Consider the following 16,466-nt stretch of genomic DNA (forward strand, 5'->3'; position numbering starts at 1 on the left):
CAGATCGTAGTTTTGCTTATTTTATGTATTGTGGCGTATAGGTGTAGTCCATATGACCTATTCGTTTAACTTCATTATGTAAGCATAAGGCCTGTATATCTGTAGCTAATGTATCGATTTGATGCATCGTTTGTCCCAACGTATTTAATTCATTAGGTGCTTTGGCCCATTTTTGAATAAGTGGTATTTCAAAATCATTTCGAAGCCATTGACGACCTCTATCGTTGAAGGCTAGCAAGCGAGCATATTGTGGCGCTTCCTGTATAGCACTTTGTAGTAAATCTTTTTGTATTCCTAAGGTGAGATAGGCTCCCATTCGTTGTAAACGGGCATAGGTATAGCGCTTTGATTTTATTTGCTTCATAGCCAAGTTCCACGTAGGTTGTTGGGCCGCTTTGGACCATAAGTGTTCAATGCCTTCGTTGAACTCTCCAAAGCTTTCTAGCTCCTTAGTTGAAGTACGACGACTTAAGGTATGGACCATATCATAGTAGCGGTTATAGTTTACATAAGCACCATTAGAAATTATATTAGTCATATCGTCTGCAATAGTTTTAGGAACGATTGACTGAAGTTGTAATTTTATTTTACTATTTAGTGCATTTAATTTTGTTAATGTAGTTGCAGTTGCAGTTGCAGTTGAATTTGAATTTGTACTTGTCGTTGTATCTATATCTGTAGAAGTGTAGATACTATTTTTATTACAATTGTTACTACTTGTAGCCATTTCTGTTATGAGTTTACGCAATGCTGTACCAGAAGGAAAATCTTTTGTAATATTCGCGTCGTGATGATCTGATGTGCGTAAGATTGGTATATATTTTAAGGAAGGATAATAGGTAAGTCCTGCCCGAATATATTCAAGTCCTAACAGTGCATTAGGGGTGTTGAGCATCTCTGTATTAAGGGCTTTACGGAAGGCAGAGCCATAGGACATGCCTTCGTTAATATAGGTCCGTAATACTATTTGAGTACTTTCACAATCCATACGTTTAGCTATATCTACGAATGTATCTAAATCAGCCGTTTCAGAACCAAAGGAGAGTGCATCGATATGTAAAGCTTTTACCATGCGAATAGCACCTGTTCCAAACAGTTGTGCACTACCCAAAGAATAGAGTGTAGGTAGCTCGATAACGATGTCTGCACCACCGAGAATAGCCCAACGAGCACGGTCATATTTAGAAAAAATAGCAGGTTCTCCTCGTTGTACAAAGGAACCACTCATGATACAAATGCGCAGCGCTTCAGGATGCTCTTGTGCTAAGGTATGTAATTGATGAGCATGTCCATTGTGAAATGGATTGTATTCACAGATAATACCGATTGTTTTCATAGTGACTCCTTTCATTATTGTTAGTGTAACAAAGCGAAGAAATGCTGTAAACTACATTTCATGATATCTATAAAAAAGGCTTGTTTATAGAAATGATGTTATGTGTAAATATTAAGTTTAGTATAGATTTTCTTGACACTATAGGCTATAATTAACTGTAAATGCTGAATTGATGTGAGGTATATGATGAAACAAAATTGGAAACGTACATTACAAGGGACTCTGCTCGGTGCTGTGCTGCTAGCAATGGCGGGATGTGGCTCTACAAATGTAATGGATACATATAGTTTTGGCCATCAAGTTATCCGTGTTGGTCAATCTGAAATTACCATTGCCTTGCCTTATGAAATGGGTAAAAGTACAAAAAATATGACTGATGATGGGTATCCAATTGATATTTATGGTTCCGTTACAGAACATATGGTGATTGAAGTTGAAGCATTGCGTGCTGGTGACAATAAACCATTGCCTACGGTTGATGAGTTTTTAAATCGCAGCAAGTCTGAATTCACGAAGATGGGCGCAACCATCAAGGAAGAATCTGTAGCTTTACAAGGTACATCTGCAAAGAAGCTTGATGTGACGTATACAACACAAGGGCAAACATTTAGCTTTTCTCAATACGTATTCTTAGATCATGGCGTATTGTGGAATATAATCTACCAATATCCTGAAAAGGATCAGGTAGGTGCTGATATCAGCAAAGAAATTCAAAACAAGATTCAAGTTACACAACAGAAAGAGGGTTAATCGATGAACGTATTAGTAGTTAACTGCGGTAGTTCTTCTTTGAAATATCAATTACTTGATATGACAACTGAAACAGAATTGGCAAAAGGCCTTTTTGAAAAGATTGGTGATCAAGATGCTATCTTCACTCACAAACGTCCTAATGCAGATAAATTAGAACGCGTTGAACCAATTTTGAACCATAAAGAAGCGCTTCGTATTTTGCTAGATATTTTAGTTGATGCTGAATTTGGTGTTATCTCTTCGATGGATGAAATTGATGCTGTAGGTCACCGTGTAGTACACGGCGGTGAAAAATTTGCTGATTCCGTATTGATTACACCAGCAGTTATGGAAGCGTTGGAAGAATGTGCTTCTCTTGCACCATTACATAACCCACCAAACATTCAAGGTATTGAAGCTTGTGAAGCTATTATGCCGAGTGTACCTCAAGTTGCTGTATTTGATACTGCATTCCATCAAACTATGCCAAAAGAAGCATATATGTATGCGCTTCCTTACTCTTATTATGAAGATTATGGTATTCGTCGTTACGGCTTCCATGGTACGTCCCATAAATATGTAGCACAACGTTGTGCAGAATTAATGGGTAAACATATGACTGATCTTCGTATCATCACATGCCACTTGGGTAATGGTTCCTCTGTGGCTGCTATTAAAGGTGGTCGCTCCATCGATACTACAATGGGCTTTACTCCATTGTCCGGTTTGATCATGGGTACGCGTACAGGTGATATTGACCCTGCTATCGTTCCATTCTTGATGGAAAAAACAGGTATGACCTATGAAGAAATCGATAGAGTTATGAATAAAGAATCCGGTGTATTAGGGATTTCTGGTGTATCCAATGACTTCCGTGTGATTGAAGAAGCTGCTGCTAACGGCAATAAACGCGCACAATTGGCATTGAATATGTTCCATTACAAAGTTCGCCGTGTAATCGGTGCCTTTGCTGCTGTTATGGGCGGTGTAGATGCTATCATCTTTACTGCTGGTATTGGTGAAAACGGTATTGGTAACCGTGATGCAATCTGTAACGGTTTGGAATATTTAGGTACTCGTATTGATTCTGAACGCAATAATGTTCGTGGTAAAGAACAAGAAATCAGTGCTGAAGGCTCTAAGGTTAAAATCTTTGTAATTCCTACAAACGAAGAAATCATGATTGCTCGTGATACTCAACGTATTACAGCAGCGTTGAAAAAATAATATAGTTCGCATCTGAACTGAGTGACTAATAGAGTCATAAAACCCCGTCTATATCTCGGATATGGACGGGGTTTTTGTAGTTTTTATGCATAGAATATCTTATAATAGGATGTATAGTTATTAATTAGTGATTTCTTTAAAAGGGGTAAAGCATGACAGTATTATATGAAGAAAAATCTCAGCGCACCAGAAGTGCAGAGTTATTGGTAGTATTTTTTGTGATTTTATTGTTGTGTGCAGCAGCTTATACAACGTATCGCAGTATTCAATTACATACGGTTTTATTAGCTGAGTATTTTATTGAAATCATGGCCATCATTGTTATGGTTAAACAGGCTGTTAGTAGATATACATATATTTTGACAGATACAAAGCTTGTGATTGAAGAGCACTCTATCTTTAGAAATCGTCATTTTGAAGTAGATTATAACATGATTGATGGGGTGTTCAAGTTTGAACGTGAGTTGTTGACAAATATTAAATACCGCTATAAATATAGAAAATGTTCTACCTCTGACCCGCGCCCGATTTGGTCTCTTGTGTATTCTATTGTAGATGGAAATAAAGTTAAAAATGGTCGTTTGCTGTTGAAAGCCGACGATAGATTCTTTGAAATATTAGAAGAGCATGTGCCTGGCCGTATTCGTGTGCCTCAAGCGGATATTGTATTTTATGCAGCGGTGCGAGCTGATGCGGTAAAACATGGGGAAGATGTACAAGAATATTATGAAAGATTAATTTCTTCAAAAGAAGATAAAGGAACAACTATGTAAGGGATGGTAAGTTCTGGGGGATAGGCAGGATAGTTTAGTTATACCAAGAATTTTATGTACAAGTTTTTTAATACGAAGGAGCGTATATGGCTGGATTATATTTGGCGAGTCAATCACCACGTAGAACTGAATTATTAACACAGGTTGGGATTGATCATACTGTTGTATCCAGTACTTATGAGGAATCTAATGAGGGTTACGACAACCCTATTGAAATGGTGAAAGCCCAAGCATTAGGTAAGGCTCGTTGTGCTGTAGGTGTTCCAGACGGAAGTATTGTGTTAGGCGCAGATACTATTGTTGTCCTTGATAATAAAGTATTAGGAAAGCCACATGATGAATCCGATGCACGCCATATGTTGGAGCATTTATCGGGTAGAGCACATTCTGTAATCACTGGAGTCGCGTTACTCATCAAAGGGGAGGAGATAGTTTTTCACAATGAAACAAAAGTATATTTTAAACAATTAGCACCCTTTGAAATTGAGTCTTATATTGCTAGTGGGGAACCGATGGATAAGGCTGGAGCTTATGGCATCCAAGGAAAAGGTGCATTATGGGTAGATAAAATAGAGGGCTCTTATACTAATGTGGTAGGGTTACCAGTTGAACATGTATACGAGGAACTGTGCAAGGCGTTAGGGGCAAAATAGTACTAGCGTATTAGACAGATAGTGATATAATTGGCTGTGCTGTGCTGTGCTGTGCTGTGCTGTGCTGTGCTGTGCTGTGCTGTGCTGTGCTGTGCTGTGCTGAATAATTTTTAAGAGAGTAGATGTGTTTATTGTTTGATTTACAAATGGTGTTATCTATTTGAATGGAGAGATTCTATGGAAGTACCAACAGTAAGTGTAAAAGATATGCTACCATTCCAGCGCCCGCGAGAAAAATTTCTCGCCTTAGGCCCTTCACATATGGCGATGGAGGAGTTGTTGGCTATTTTATTGCGTACAGGGGTAAAGGGGCAATCTGCGATTTCTTTGGCAAGTGATATCGTACAATCCTTTGATGATGGCGTATATGGTCTTAACCGAATGACCGTAGATAATCTAACCAAAATCAAGGGTATTGGTAGAGATAAAGCAGTGACGCTATGTGCAGCACTTGAAATGGGTAGGCGTCTAGGGGAGCTTAAGATTAAAGAGACTTATGAAGATTTTTCGCAACCTTTTGTAATAGCTCAATATGTGATGGAACGACTGCGGCACGAAGATGTGGAACATGTGTGGGCTGCCATGCTAACATCTCGAAATAAGCTTATTCAGTTGGAGCATATCTCTAATGGTGGATTGGTATCAAGCCTTGTAGAGCAAAGAGCAGTATTTAAAAAAGCTATAGCATGCAATGCGGCGGCTATTATTCTAATCCATAACCACCCGTCAGGTGATAGTAGACCAAGTGATGAAGATATACGGCTAACGAAAATGTTTGTTAGTGCTGGTCAATTTATGGGGATTCCTGTACTTGATCATATTGTTATAGGGGATAATGAATTTACGAGCCTCAGCGAAATTGGTAAATTGAGCTGAGCCTAAATAAACTGAACAAAGCCAAGTAAGATTATTAAAAGCACTCATTTTGAACTATACCTAATTTTGACGCATGGGTAAGTTCCTATAAATGAGTGCTTTTCCTTATTGTGTATGAGATTATATGTATGAAGTTATGTAATTTTTATGTATGACTTATGAGTACAGGGATTATGCGTTATCTGTGCTTTTAACAAAAGGAAAGGTACTGATATCAATGGAAAAAGTCGCGTTATATATGGTAAAATGGAATGATGATGTAATGAAGGAGAAATTACTATGAGTTCCATTTTACCTACTCTAGGAAAAGATGTAAGTATAGATATTGGTTCCATACAAACGCGCCTCATGGGGGGGACGCGAGGGACTGTTATAAGCGAACCATCGATTATAGCAACTGATACAAAACAAGAAAAAGTAGTAGCCGTTGGTGATGAAGCGGCGCGCCTCGTATTGCGCATGCCCGATATGTGGCGTCCGTTAACGCCTTTAAAGGATGGATTTATCGTTGACTATCGTGTTATGCATACTATGCTTAGCTACTTTCTTAATAAGGTGTCTAATGCGTTGCGTCGAGCCCGCGTTGTCGTAGGGGTTCCTTGTGGCATGACCGATGTTGAGCAACGAGCTATGATGGATGCTGTTATTCAAGCTGGTGCTCGAGAGGTATTCCTCATTGAACGACCTGTGGCAGCTGCTATTGGTTGTGGTGTGCCTATCTTTGAAGCGCAAGGATCTATGGTTATTGACATCGGTGGTGGCACTATTGATATGGGGATTGTTTCTTTAGGTGGTATCGTAGATAGCAAAACAATTCGTTTTGGTGGTTCTGATATTAATAATGCCTTATTGCGCTATGTGCGTGAGTGTTTTGGCGTTATCGTATCTGATGAGACCATATTAGATATTAAGCATACATTAGGTACAGCTATCGCTCCTTTAGAGGATGCAGAGTATGCCTTTCAGGGGCGCGATATGATGAACGGCTTAGGTAGACGTTGTGTGATTCATCAATCTGAAGTGTACCAAGTTGTAAATGAATGTTTGATAGGACTCTTGGATGAGGTTAAGCAAATGATTCGTGCTACGGCACCAGAAATCGTGGCTGATATTATGCAACATGGCATATGGCTTACTGGCGGTACGGCAAGACTATCTGGCTTAGCGGATCGGATTGGTACTGAAGTAGGTGTACCTGTTCACGTTCCTGAAGCACCTGAAACAAAAGTTGTGGTAGGCCTTAATGGGGCCTCATCTGATTTGGTGAGCTTATCGCGTTTTATTGTAAATTCTAAGAATAGAAAGGGCCGAGACTAGCATGATACAGTCAGATAAAAAGTTAATTATCATCGTTGTCATTGGTTGTATCCTAATGGCATTGCTCGGCTTTGCGTGGAAGCAACGGACTAGTATTCCCTTTGTTACGGTTACCCTTGAAGGAATTACAACGCCTTTCTCTTATGGGTCAGCTCGTTTATTAGAGGGCGTCCAAACTAGCTTTACAGTACTTAATAATGCTATTTTCTCTACTATCGAACGTGAAGAGGAAGCATCTCGTAAAGCTACATTGGAACAAAAGGTAGTTAACTACGATGAAGTAGTAGCAGAGAATATTCGCCTTCGTCAGCTTTTAAACTATAAGAGTAGCCATCCAGAATTCTCCATGACCCTAGCAGGTATCATTACAAAGGATTACGGTACTTGGACAAATACTTTCACCATTGATAAAGGGAGTGAAGAAGGTATGGCAGTTAATATGGCTGTTGTTGTACCTAGTGGTGTCGTTGGTTTTATTACAGATGTATATCCGCATTCTGCTCGCGTTCAAACCATTCTTGATCCGCGTAGCGCAATAGGTATCCTTGTACAACGACCTGAATCTCGTTTGTCTGGCGTTGTAAAAGGTAATGGCAATACACCTCGTACACCATCTATGGTAAATATTGCTCGCGATGGTGATGTATTGGTAGGTGATAAGTTGATTACCTCTGGATATGGAGGCATTTATCCGAAAGGTCTACCTGTTGGCAACGTGCAATCTATCGAAAATGATTCGGAAGGATTTGTTAAAAATGCGGTAGTCACACCGAGTGTAGATTTTCATCGTTTAGAAGAAGTTTTTGTGCTTACCTCGTCTTCTCTAAGTGCACCACAAAAACCAGAACTTGAACCTAAACTTGTGCCTCAAACACAACGAGATCAAGTAGAGGGTGCAAAGGGGGCCGTTAAACAATGATGCGTCTAGCTTTAGTTCTCTCTGGATTTTTAATATATTTTATACAAGCGCAATTATTGCCTACTATTTTTCATACAAATTGGTTACCAAACTTAATTTTGACGATAATTGTTATGATTACTTTATTTAAAGGTCGTCGTATGGGGCTGATATCCGCTGTTGTTGGGGGTATCGTACATGATGTATTGATATCTAACTTTTTTGGGCTCCATCTATTCCCTTACGTAATTGTGGTATACCTACTATCTGCCGTAAAGCATCGTATCTATGAAGAACGCTGGTATTGGTCTAGCGGTATAGTAGCTATTTGTACGCTACTAGATGGCGTTATTCGTAGCTTTATGATATTAGCTAGTGGTGGCGATTTGCACTTTGGACTATACTTGTGGCATATGGTATTACCCGTGATGTTCTGGAATGGCTTGTTAGGCGCTATTGTGCATGGTTTGTTATGGCGTAAAGATGATGAACAACAAGGTTATATTTGGTAAGGATTAAGGGGGTGAAAGAGTGCTTGAAGGCCTCTATAAACGAAGAAAAACGAATCGCTTTGATGTACTCTTTTACATTGTAGCCGGCATATTTATAGTTTTGGCATTACGCCTGATGTCGTTGCAAATCTTGTCTGGTGGTTATTACCAAGCTAAGGCAGAAGGCAACCGTTTGCGCATGGTATCCATGACAGCTGCTCGTGGTATTATGTACGATCGAAATGGTCAGATCTTAGTAGGTTCTAGACCGGCATACACTATCTCCATTTTGCCTACGGGGAAGGCTCTAGACGAAGGTGAAGTTGCTAAGTTGGCAACTTTGCTGAAAATTAAACCAGAAGATATTACAAAAAAGGTAAATGATCATAAATATGGTTATGAGCCAATTCGTATTGCTAATGATATTTCTATGGATGTAGTTACAAGCATCGAAGAGCATCGTCATGAATTACCAGGTGTTACCATAGATGTAGAACCACTTCGCTATTATCCATATGAAACGATGGCTTCTCAGCTCTTTGGTTATGTGGGTGAAGTGAGCGAAGAAGAATTAGAAGAGCTAAAACAGCAAGATCCAAATACCCTTATTAGTGGTGGTACTATTTTAGGCCGTTCTGGTCTTGAAAAACTATATGATTCCATCTTGCGTGGTACTGATGGTGGTAAACAGGTAGAGGTTGATGCTACAGGCCGACCGGTTGCGGAGGTAGATAGAAAGCATACAGTGCCTGGATCTAATATCCATTTGACAATAGATGCAAATCTACAAAAGGCTGCTGAAGAAGCTGTTAAGAACCAATTAGAACAGTTGCGTGCCCAAGGCATTCCAGCTCAAGGAGCTGCTGTAGTAGCAATGGATCCAAATACGGGTGCCATTTTGGCCATGGTCAGCGCCCCTGAGTTTAATCCTAACTGGTTTGCGAAAGGGATTACAACGGCACAGTGGAATCAATTGAATAACGATAAGAATCATCCATTTGATAATAAGGTTATTTCTGGTGAATATCCACCAGGTTCTCCGTTCAAGATTATTACAGGTACGGCGGCTTTAGACCTGAAAAAGGTTACCCCTGAAGAAATGATTTTTGATAGTGGTAAACATTGGCTTATCGATAAACGAAATGCAGAAGGTGAAGCATTAGGGTGGCTTAACTTTAATAAAGCTCTTGCAAAATCAGATAATGTTTACTTCTATGAAATGGGCAATCGCGTTGGCATAGAAGGACTTGTAAAATATGCTGGCTACTTTGGTATTGGCGAAAAGACAGGCATCAATCTTGTTGGTGAGGCCTCTGGTAATATGGCAAGTCCTGCTTATAAACGCAAAGTGTATGATGAAGATTGGTATTTAGGTGAAACCTTTGATGCGGCCATAGGTCAGTCTTTTACTTTGGTGACACCATTACAAATGGCTGTTATGCTCAGTGAAGTAGCAAATGGTGGCATTAAATACCGCCCATATGTAGTGAGCCGTATTGATAATAAGGATGGCACGCCAAAAGAAATCTTTGGCCCAGACAAGCTCGGTATCTTACCTGTACCAAAAAATATTATGGATCTTGTTCGCGAAGGCTTGCGTGATGTTACTAATGAAGGTGGTACAGCAGGGGAGTTGTTTAAAGGATTCCCTATTGATGTAGCTGGTAAAACAGGTACTTCAGAGAATGCACATGGCAGAGATCACGGCTGGTTTGTAGCCTATGCACCATATGATAAGCCACAAATTGTAGTGGTTGCACTTGTTGAGCAAGGTAGCTTTGGTGCGGGCTCTGCAGGGCCTATCGTACGAGATATATTGGCTGCGTACTTCAATGTACCAGTGAATAAGAAATCTAATGATACAAATAGTAAGAGCAATAAGGAAACTGCTACGGGGACAAGTATTAATAAAGGGCAAAAACCTCAGAATGCGGTAACTAGTGGACAACCAAGAAAGGATTAGTATGGGCGAGATAATCGGCGTTGTATCCGGTAAGGGGGGCGTAGGTAAGACTACGATTACCGCTTGCTTGGGTTCAGCCTTAAGCAATGCAGGGCATCACGTATTGCTCTGTGATGGAGATTTTGGATTGCGCGATTTAGACCTTGTGTTAGGAGTGGCAAATGAAATTATTTACGACGCATTAGATGCGAGCGAAGATAAAGACTATATGGATGATGCCATCGTATCAATTGCTGAAAACTTAGATTTTCTACCAGCTAGCCAAAGTGCTCGTTGGGAAGATATAGGTCGTAAAAAATATAAAAAATTAGTTCGTCGCCTCTCTGAGACATATGACTATATTTTAATTGATGCTCCTGCTGGTATCGGTAAGGGCATAGAGTCTATTTTAGAATTAGTAAATCGCTGCATCGTGGTGACGCATCCTTTATGGGTGTCCTTACGTAATGGGGCGCGCATGATTCAAGTATGTCAAGAACATAATATTCGTGATTATGCTATTGCTTTTAATGCAGTACCTATCGATGGAGAGAATATCAATTTATATGATATGTTAGAAGTCCTTCGCGCTGAATATGTAGGGGCTATAATCCCTTATGATGAGGATATTTTGACCTATACACAAGATGGTCGTTTGTTAGAATTTGTTTCTAGCGAACTAAAAGCTATGTTAGCACCTCTTGTTGATTATGTAACTACCGGTGAGTGTTGGGAAGACTACGATGTACAAAAGCACTTCGATGCTTATGTAACTAAGAAAAAAACATCGAAGGAGCAAGATAGTACACCAAGTCTTGCAACAGTAGGTGAGTCTATTTTTGAGGATTCTAACAATGTTCATTACATTAATCGTGGCGGTTGGACCACGCAACGCTTATTGGTGCAAGGGAAACAAAGCTTGTGGCGCCGTAGCAAGTTGAAATAGGTGATATGATGTGGCGTAAAATATGGACAGATAGCGATTGGACTATCATCATATGTACTATATTACTTGTCGGAATTGGTCTTACAGCTATTGGTAGTGCTACCCATGTGAATCATGAGGCTATCGGTTTTGGTAGTTTAGTGGTAAAACAACTCGTATTCTTTTTAGCAAATATAGCTGTCGTTATAGGCATGCAATTTCTAGATTACCATCGCCTTAAAGGGTGGGGGAATATGATTTATGTGATTACCATGCTTATGTTAATTGCAGTTATGGTAGTTGGTACCTCCGCACTAGGTGCACAGCGTTGGATTCAACTGGGGCCAATTACTATTCAGCCTTCAGAGTTTTCTAAACTATTGATGATTATCTGTATGGCTAAAATGTTAGAACCGCGCATTGGCAAGTTAGATACTTTTAAATCCCTATTGATGCCAGTGTTATATGTAGGGATTCCTATCCTTCTCGTATTCTTACAACCTGACTTGGGGACATCCCTCGTATATATTGCTATATTTGTAGGGATGCTCTTTATATCTGGTATCAAAACTAAGCTTATAAAAATTATTGCGAGTGTGGCTTTACTCTTGATGCCTTTGGGCTGGTTTGTACTGAAAGAATACCAAAAGCAACGTATTCTAGTATTTTTAAATCCAGATATCGATCCCTTTGGTTCTGGCTATCATATTATTCAATCTAAGATTGCCATCGGGTCGGGTATGATTTTTGGTAAAGGTATCTTTAATGGTACTCAAAGTCAGTTGAACTTTTTACCAGAAAATCATACGGACTTTATCTTTTCTGTAATCGGCGAAGAATTTGGCTTTGTAGGATGCATTGTAGTATTGCTATTATTGTTTATGCTTATTTATCGCAGCATTCAAGTAGCATATACCTGCAATGATAATTTCGGTATGTTATTAGCAACGGGTATTGGTACGATGTTTGCTTTTGAAGTGCTCGTAAACGTAGGCATGACGATTGGTATCATGCCTGTAACGGGGATTCCGTTGCCATTCCTTAGCTATGGTGTTAGTGCGCTAACAACTAATATGCTGAGCATTGGCATTTTATTAAATATTGCTAGACAGCGGACAAAATATATATTTTAATATCCTTTCATAGGATTGATTGTGAAAGAAGTCTTTCATTAAAGACGGAGGATGTATGATTCAATTAGATACGTCATGGTTACAACATGTCCAAAAGCCCGCTCGTTACACGGGCGGCGAATACAATAGTATCGTGAAAGATCACAGTACTGTTGATGTAACTATGGCTTTAGGTTTTCCCGATGTGTACGAAGTGGCCATGAGTCATTTGGGCATCAAGATTTTGTATGGTCTCGTAAACCGTCGTGAAGATGCGGTAGCCGAGCGCGTATTTGCACCGTGGCACGATATGGAAGAGGAAATGCGCAAGCGTAATATTCCATTATTTTCCTTAGAAACACGTACGCCTATTAAAGACTTTGATGTGTTAGCATTTACGCTTCAATATGAAATGAGTTTTACTAACATTTTAAATATGCTCGATTTAGCAGGCATTCCTATGTATGCTAAGGAGCGTGATTTAGATTTTCCACTGCTTGTATGCGGTGGCCCTTGTGCGTATAATGTAGAGCCTATTGCTGATTTCTTTGATATCGTATCCCTCGGTGAATCCGAAGAGTGGGGCGATGAATTCATCGACTTATTTAAAGCAGAAAAAGCCAAAGGCTTCCCAGGTGGCAAAGAAGGCTTTTTGCGTAAAGTAGCTCAAATTCCTGGCACATATTGCCCGGCTTTATACGATGTAGAATACACCGAACAAGGCGATTTTAAATCGATTACGCCGCGTTTCGAAGACGTACCTGCAACCGTTGAGAAACGTATTATAGAGGATGTAGAGAATGTATTCTATCCAACAAAGCCTGTTGTACCGTTCCTTGATATAGTGCATGACCGTGCTGTATTGGAGTTATTCCGTGGCTGTACGCGTGGTTGTCGTTTCTGTCAGGCCGGTATGCTCTATCGTCCGGTTCGTGAAAAGACGCCAGAACGTTTGTTACAGATTGCTAAAGATACAATTGCCAATACGGGGTACAATGAAATATCCTTGATGAGTTTGAGCTCTGCGGACTATTCTAAATTGCCTGAACTCGTAGATATGCTCATGGAAGAGTTTAAAGATAAACAAGTTAGCGTTAGCTTACCGTCATTGCGTATTGATAGCTTCTCTATCGATATTGCGAAAAAGGTACAGCAAGTGCGCAAGAGTGGTCTTACCTTTGCGCCTGAAGCAGGTACGCAACGGATGCGTGACGTTATCAATAAGGGCGTTAGTGAAGAAGATTTGTTGGCCGCATGTACTAATGCCTTCAAATCAGGATGGAACACGGTTAAATTGTATTTTATGATGGGGCTTCCTACAGAAACAGACGAAGATTTGGCTGGTATTGCAGATCTTGCGTACAAGGTGCTTGACTTGCACCGTGATATTACAGGCAAACGTAATGGTTCTGTAACGGTGAGCGTATCCTTCTTCGTACCAAAAACACATTCTCCATATCAATGGTATGGTCAAGAAGATGTGGAGGAGATTCATCGTAAACAACGTTACTTGAAGTCTCTCATCAATAATCGTAACATTTCTTATCACTATCATGATGGTTATACTGGCTACATGGAAGCCGCTTTTGCTCGCGGAGATCGTAGACTATCTAAAGTTCTCGTAGAGGCTTGGAAAGCTGGTTGTAAATTTGATGGTTGGACTGAGTTCTTTAACTATGAAGCTTGGTTGAAAGCATTCGCTGACTGCGGATTGGATCCTGCGTATTTTGCACGTCGTACACGAGATTTCGATGAGCCATTGCCTTGGGATCATTTAGATTGTACTGTAAGTAAAGCTTTCTTAAAGCGTGAGTGGGAGCAAGCGGTAGCAGCTAATCTTACAGGCGATTGTCGTCGAGCTCCATGTAAGGGCTGTAATGTATGTCCAGAGCTCAATACAGCTATTATTGACTATAAGGAGGGTGGCAGAGTTGAAAAAGTTACGTTTGGCCTTAAATAAGGGCGAAGAATTACGATTCCTGTCACACCTTGATTATGCTCAAGCTGTAGAGCGGATGATACGTCGAGCAGAAATTAAAATGGCATATTCTGAAGGCTTTAACCCTCATATGAAAATTAGCTTTTCCTCTGCTCTTGCTTTAGGCGTAACGGCAGCGGCTGAATATATCGATATGGATGTGCTTGAAGAGGATAGTTTAGAGTCCATTATGGACCGTTTAAATCGCGTAGCACCTCCAGGACTTGAAGTACTAGACGGTAAAGAAATGCCTGAAAAGGTGAAAAAGATGATGGCCATCTGTAATTTTGCTATCTATGAGGTAACAGGTCCTGTGACAGATGAAAATGCTGATTGGGATGCGTTACTCAAACCTTTTAATGAAGCAACGGAAATTTCTTATGAAAAGGTAACACCTAAGAAAACTCGTACCATTGATGTAAAAGAGTTTGTAAAAGAACCCATCGTAGCCTCCGTTAAGGACGGTATGGTGACCCTTACAATGGGCATCGGCATTTATCCGCAAGGTACAATCAAACCTAGCGAAGTGTGGAATTTAGGCAAGGATCAATATAATTGGCCTATTACAACTAGCTACGAAATTCATCGTAAAGCAATTATGGTAGAAAACGAAGAAGGTCGCTATACGCCATTAGAAATTAATTATTAACTACTTACGTAAATATTAATTACCTATGTAAATCTTAGCTATTTATGTAGATGTTAGGGATTTAATATATTATTTTATATTCTGAAAGTATAAAGAAGGGAGGGATAGGATGCATAAAATTTTGGTCAATGTTATGCGCGAAGAAATTCGTATGGCTGTTATCGACGAAGAAGGCCAGCTAGTGGACTTTGTCTTGGAGCGTACCGATGATTCTCATATGGCAAATCATATGTACAAAGGCACAGTAAAGAACGTATTAAACGGTATGCAAGCGGCCTTTGTTGATATTGGGGGCTCTCAAAATGCGTATTTGAACCTTCAACAAGGGAAGGAACAGAAAATTTTGCCACGCCTATCTGTAGGGCAACAAATTCTCGTTCAAGTAGTGAAAGAAGAAATGCTCGGTAAAGGCGCCCGCGTGACTGCAGATGTCAGTTTGGCTGGTCGTTTTATGGTACTATTACCATATTCTGAAGGCATGCATATTTCCAAGAAAATTACAGACGAAACCATGCGCAGTAAACTACAAGAATTGGCAACCCCTTATGTACAAGAAGGTTGCGGTTTTATCATTCGTACTGCAGCAGCTAAGGCCAGTGCCGATGAAATCGGTCGCGATATGGAGTATCTGTGGCGGACCTGGCAACATGTGTTGAAGCGTTTTAAGGTTGCTAAGAGTGGTACTGACCTTTATAGTGATGCGGATTTTTGGTTCCGCCTTGTTCGGGACTATGCGCATCGCAATGTAGAGGAAATCATCGTTGATTCCGATATGGGTGAAGGTCGATTGATGGATCTTTTAGGTCATGGACCTACGTCGCAACAAATTAAAGTAACACGTCATCGCGATAGTACACCTATCTTTAAGGCAAACCACATTGAACCGCAATTAGAAGATCTTATCTCTCGCGATATTAATCTTCCTTCTGGTGGTTCAATCCGTATCGATCATACTGAAGCTCTTACCGTGTTTGATGTAAACTCTGCTCACTATACTGGTAAGTCTAATAAGCTGGAAGATTTAGCTTTCACAGTCAATAAAGAGGCGGCGAAAGAAATCTGTCGTCAATTGCGTTTGCGCGATATTGGCGGTATCATTGTGGTCGATTTCATCGATATGAAAGATAAAGAGCATCAACAAGAATTGTTAAAATTGTTGGGGGTACAAGCTAAGTTAGATAAAATGAAAACTGTTGTATGCGGCATTAGTTCGCTTGGCCTCGTAGAGATGACCAGAAAGCGAGCTCGCCAAGGCTTGCAAACCTTGATGTTTGATACATGCCCTCAATGCGGTGGTACGGGCTATATGTTGTCAGGTCGTACTGTGTATATGCAGATCGTGCGTCGTATCCGCGAGTTATTTAAGTCGGGACGTATTAAAACGAATCTAGAAATCGAAGTTCATCCGGAGGTGGCTCAGTATTTAACAAAGGCTATTCTCGAGGATTTAGGTGAGTCTATAGGGCGCAAGATTTCTATTGTAGTAAATCCACAAATTAGTCGAGAAGGGTATTCCTTGATGGCTATAACTGAATAAGTAAGTAGTTTGTTTATAGG

15 protein-coding genes are annotated in these 16,466 nt (G+C 40.1%); 14 read left to right on the forward strand and 1 reads right to left on the reverse strand.

Features of this window, described 5'->3' with window-relative positions:
* Positions 1 to 16: 16 nt before the first annotated feature.
* The gene (locus tag AAAT26_RS00685; RefSeq protein WP_024061994.1) at positions 17 to 1,336 is read right to left on the reverse strand and encodes a tRNA(Met) cytidine acetate ligase; all 1,320 of its coding nucleotides are present in this window, start codon (positions 1,334 to 1,336) and stop codon (positions 17 to 19) included.
* A gap of 186 nt (positions 1,337 to 1,522) precedes the next feature.
* Between AAAT26_RS00685 and AAAT26_RS00690 the strand changes: the two genes are divergently transcribed.
* The 14 genes from AAAT26_RS00690 (at position 1,523) to AAAT26_RS00755 (ending at position 16,446) form a co-directional block, all read left to right on the forward strand.
* Positions 1,523 to 2,086, forward strand: a complete 564-nt coding sequence (locus AAAT26_RS00690; protein ID WP_077708578.1) for a hypothetical protein — start codon at positions 1,523 to 1,525, stop codon at positions 2,084 to 2,086.
* Between the two features lie 3 nt (positions 2,087 to 2,089).
* Positions 2,090 to 3,295, forward strand: a complete 1,206-nt coding sequence (locus AAAT26_RS00695) for an acetate/propionate family kinase (RefSeq protein WP_004696461.1) — start codon at positions 2,090 to 2,092, stop codon at positions 3,293 to 3,295.
* A 152-nt stretch (positions 3,296 to 3,447) separates the two neighbouring features.
* On the forward strand, positions 3,448 to 4,068 hold the full coding sequence (locus AAAT26_RS00700; protein ID WP_105086664.1) for a hypothetical protein: 621 nt from the start codon (positions 3,448 to 3,450) through the stop codon (positions 4,066 to 4,068).
* Positions 4,069 to 4,154: 86 nt separating this feature from the next.
* Positions 4,155 to 4,721 carry a Maf family protein gene (locus tag AAAT26_RS00705; RefSeq protein WP_004698546.1) on the forward strand — a complete coding sequence of 189 codons (567 nt, stop codon included), beginning with the start codon at positions 4,155 to 4,157 and terminating at the stop codon, positions 4,719 to 4,721.
* Positions 4,722 to 4,898: 177 nt separating this feature from the next.
* Complete coding sequence (gene radC, locus AAAT26_RS00710; RefSeq protein ID WP_004696456.1) at positions 4,899 to 5,597, forward strand: RadC family protein; 699 nt, start codon at positions 4,899 to 4,901, stop codon at positions 5,595 to 5,597.
* Positions 5,598 to 5,876: 279 nt separating this feature from the next.
* On the forward strand, positions 5,877 to 6,914 hold the full coding sequence (locus AAAT26_RS00715; RefSeq protein WP_004698656.1) for a rod shape-determining protein: 1,038 nt from the start codon (positions 5,877 to 5,879) through the stop codon (positions 6,912 to 6,914).
* A 1-nt stretch (position 6,915) separates the two neighbouring features.
* Positions 6,916 to 7,833 (forward strand): rod shape-determining protein MreC, encoded by a 918-nt coding sequence (gene mreC, locus AAAT26_RS00720; protein WP_004698531.1) that lies wholly within the window; start codon positions 6,916 to 6,918, stop codon positions 7,831 to 7,833.
* Positions 7,830 to 8,324 carry a rod shape-determining protein MreD gene (gene mreD, locus AAAT26_RS00725; RefSeq protein WP_008714280.1) on the forward strand — a complete coding sequence of 165 codons (495 nt, stop codon included), beginning with the start codon at positions 7,830 to 7,832 and terminating at the stop codon, positions 8,322 to 8,324. The genes mreC and mreD overlap by 4 nt, the downstream gene beginning before the upstream one ends.
* Before the next feature lie 19 nt (positions 8,325 to 8,343).
* Positions 8,344 to 10,266 carry a penicillin-binding protein 2 gene (mrdA, locus tag AAAT26_RS00730; RefSeq protein ID WP_008714278.1) on the forward strand — a complete coding sequence of 641 codons (1,923 nt, stop codon included), beginning with the start codon at positions 8,344 to 8,346 and terminating at the stop codon, positions 10,264 to 10,266.
* A gap of 1 nt (position 10,267) precedes the next feature.
* Positions 10,268 to 11,191 carry a P-loop NTPase gene (locus AAAT26_RS00735; protein ID WP_105086663.1) on the forward strand — a complete coding sequence of 308 codons (924 nt, stop codon included), beginning with the start codon at positions 10,268 to 10,270 and terminating at the stop codon, positions 11,189 to 11,191.
* A gap of 8 nt (positions 11,192 to 11,199) precedes the next feature.
* A complete protein-coding gene (gene rodA, locus AAAT26_RS00740; RefSeq protein ID WP_083791376.1) occupies positions 11,200 to 12,303 on the forward strand; it encodes a rod shape-determining protein RodA in 1,104 nt (367 codons plus the stop codon).
* Between the two features lie 55 nt (positions 12,304 to 12,358).
* Positions 12,359 to 14,242, forward strand: a complete 1,884-nt coding sequence (locus AAAT26_RS00745) for a TIGR03960 family B12-binding radical SAM protein (RefSeq protein ID WP_004698741.1) — start codon at positions 12,359 to 12,361, stop codon at positions 14,240 to 14,242.
* Positions 14,214 to 14,909 carry a TIGR03936 family radical SAM-associated protein gene (locus AAAT26_RS00750; protein ID WP_195213109.1) on the forward strand — a complete coding sequence of 232 codons (696 nt, stop codon included), beginning with the start codon at positions 14,214 to 14,216 and terminating at the stop codon, positions 14,907 to 14,909. The genes AAAT26_RS00745 and AAAT26_RS00750 overlap by 29 nt, the downstream gene beginning before the upstream one ends.
* A 109-nt stretch (positions 14,910 to 15,018) precedes the next feature.
* Complete coding sequence (locus AAAT26_RS00755) at positions 15,019 to 16,446, forward strand: Rne/Rng family ribonuclease (protein WP_195213110.1); 1,428 nt, start codon at positions 15,019 to 15,021, stop codon at positions 16,444 to 16,446.
* Positions 16,447 to 16,466: the final 20 nt, after the last annotated feature.

Origin of the sequence: Veillonella parvula (assembly GCF_040094895.1) — a bacterium.
Taxonomy (GTDB): domain Bacteria; phylum Bacillota; class Negativicutes; order Veillonellales; family Veillonellaceae; genus Veillonella; species Veillonella parvula_L.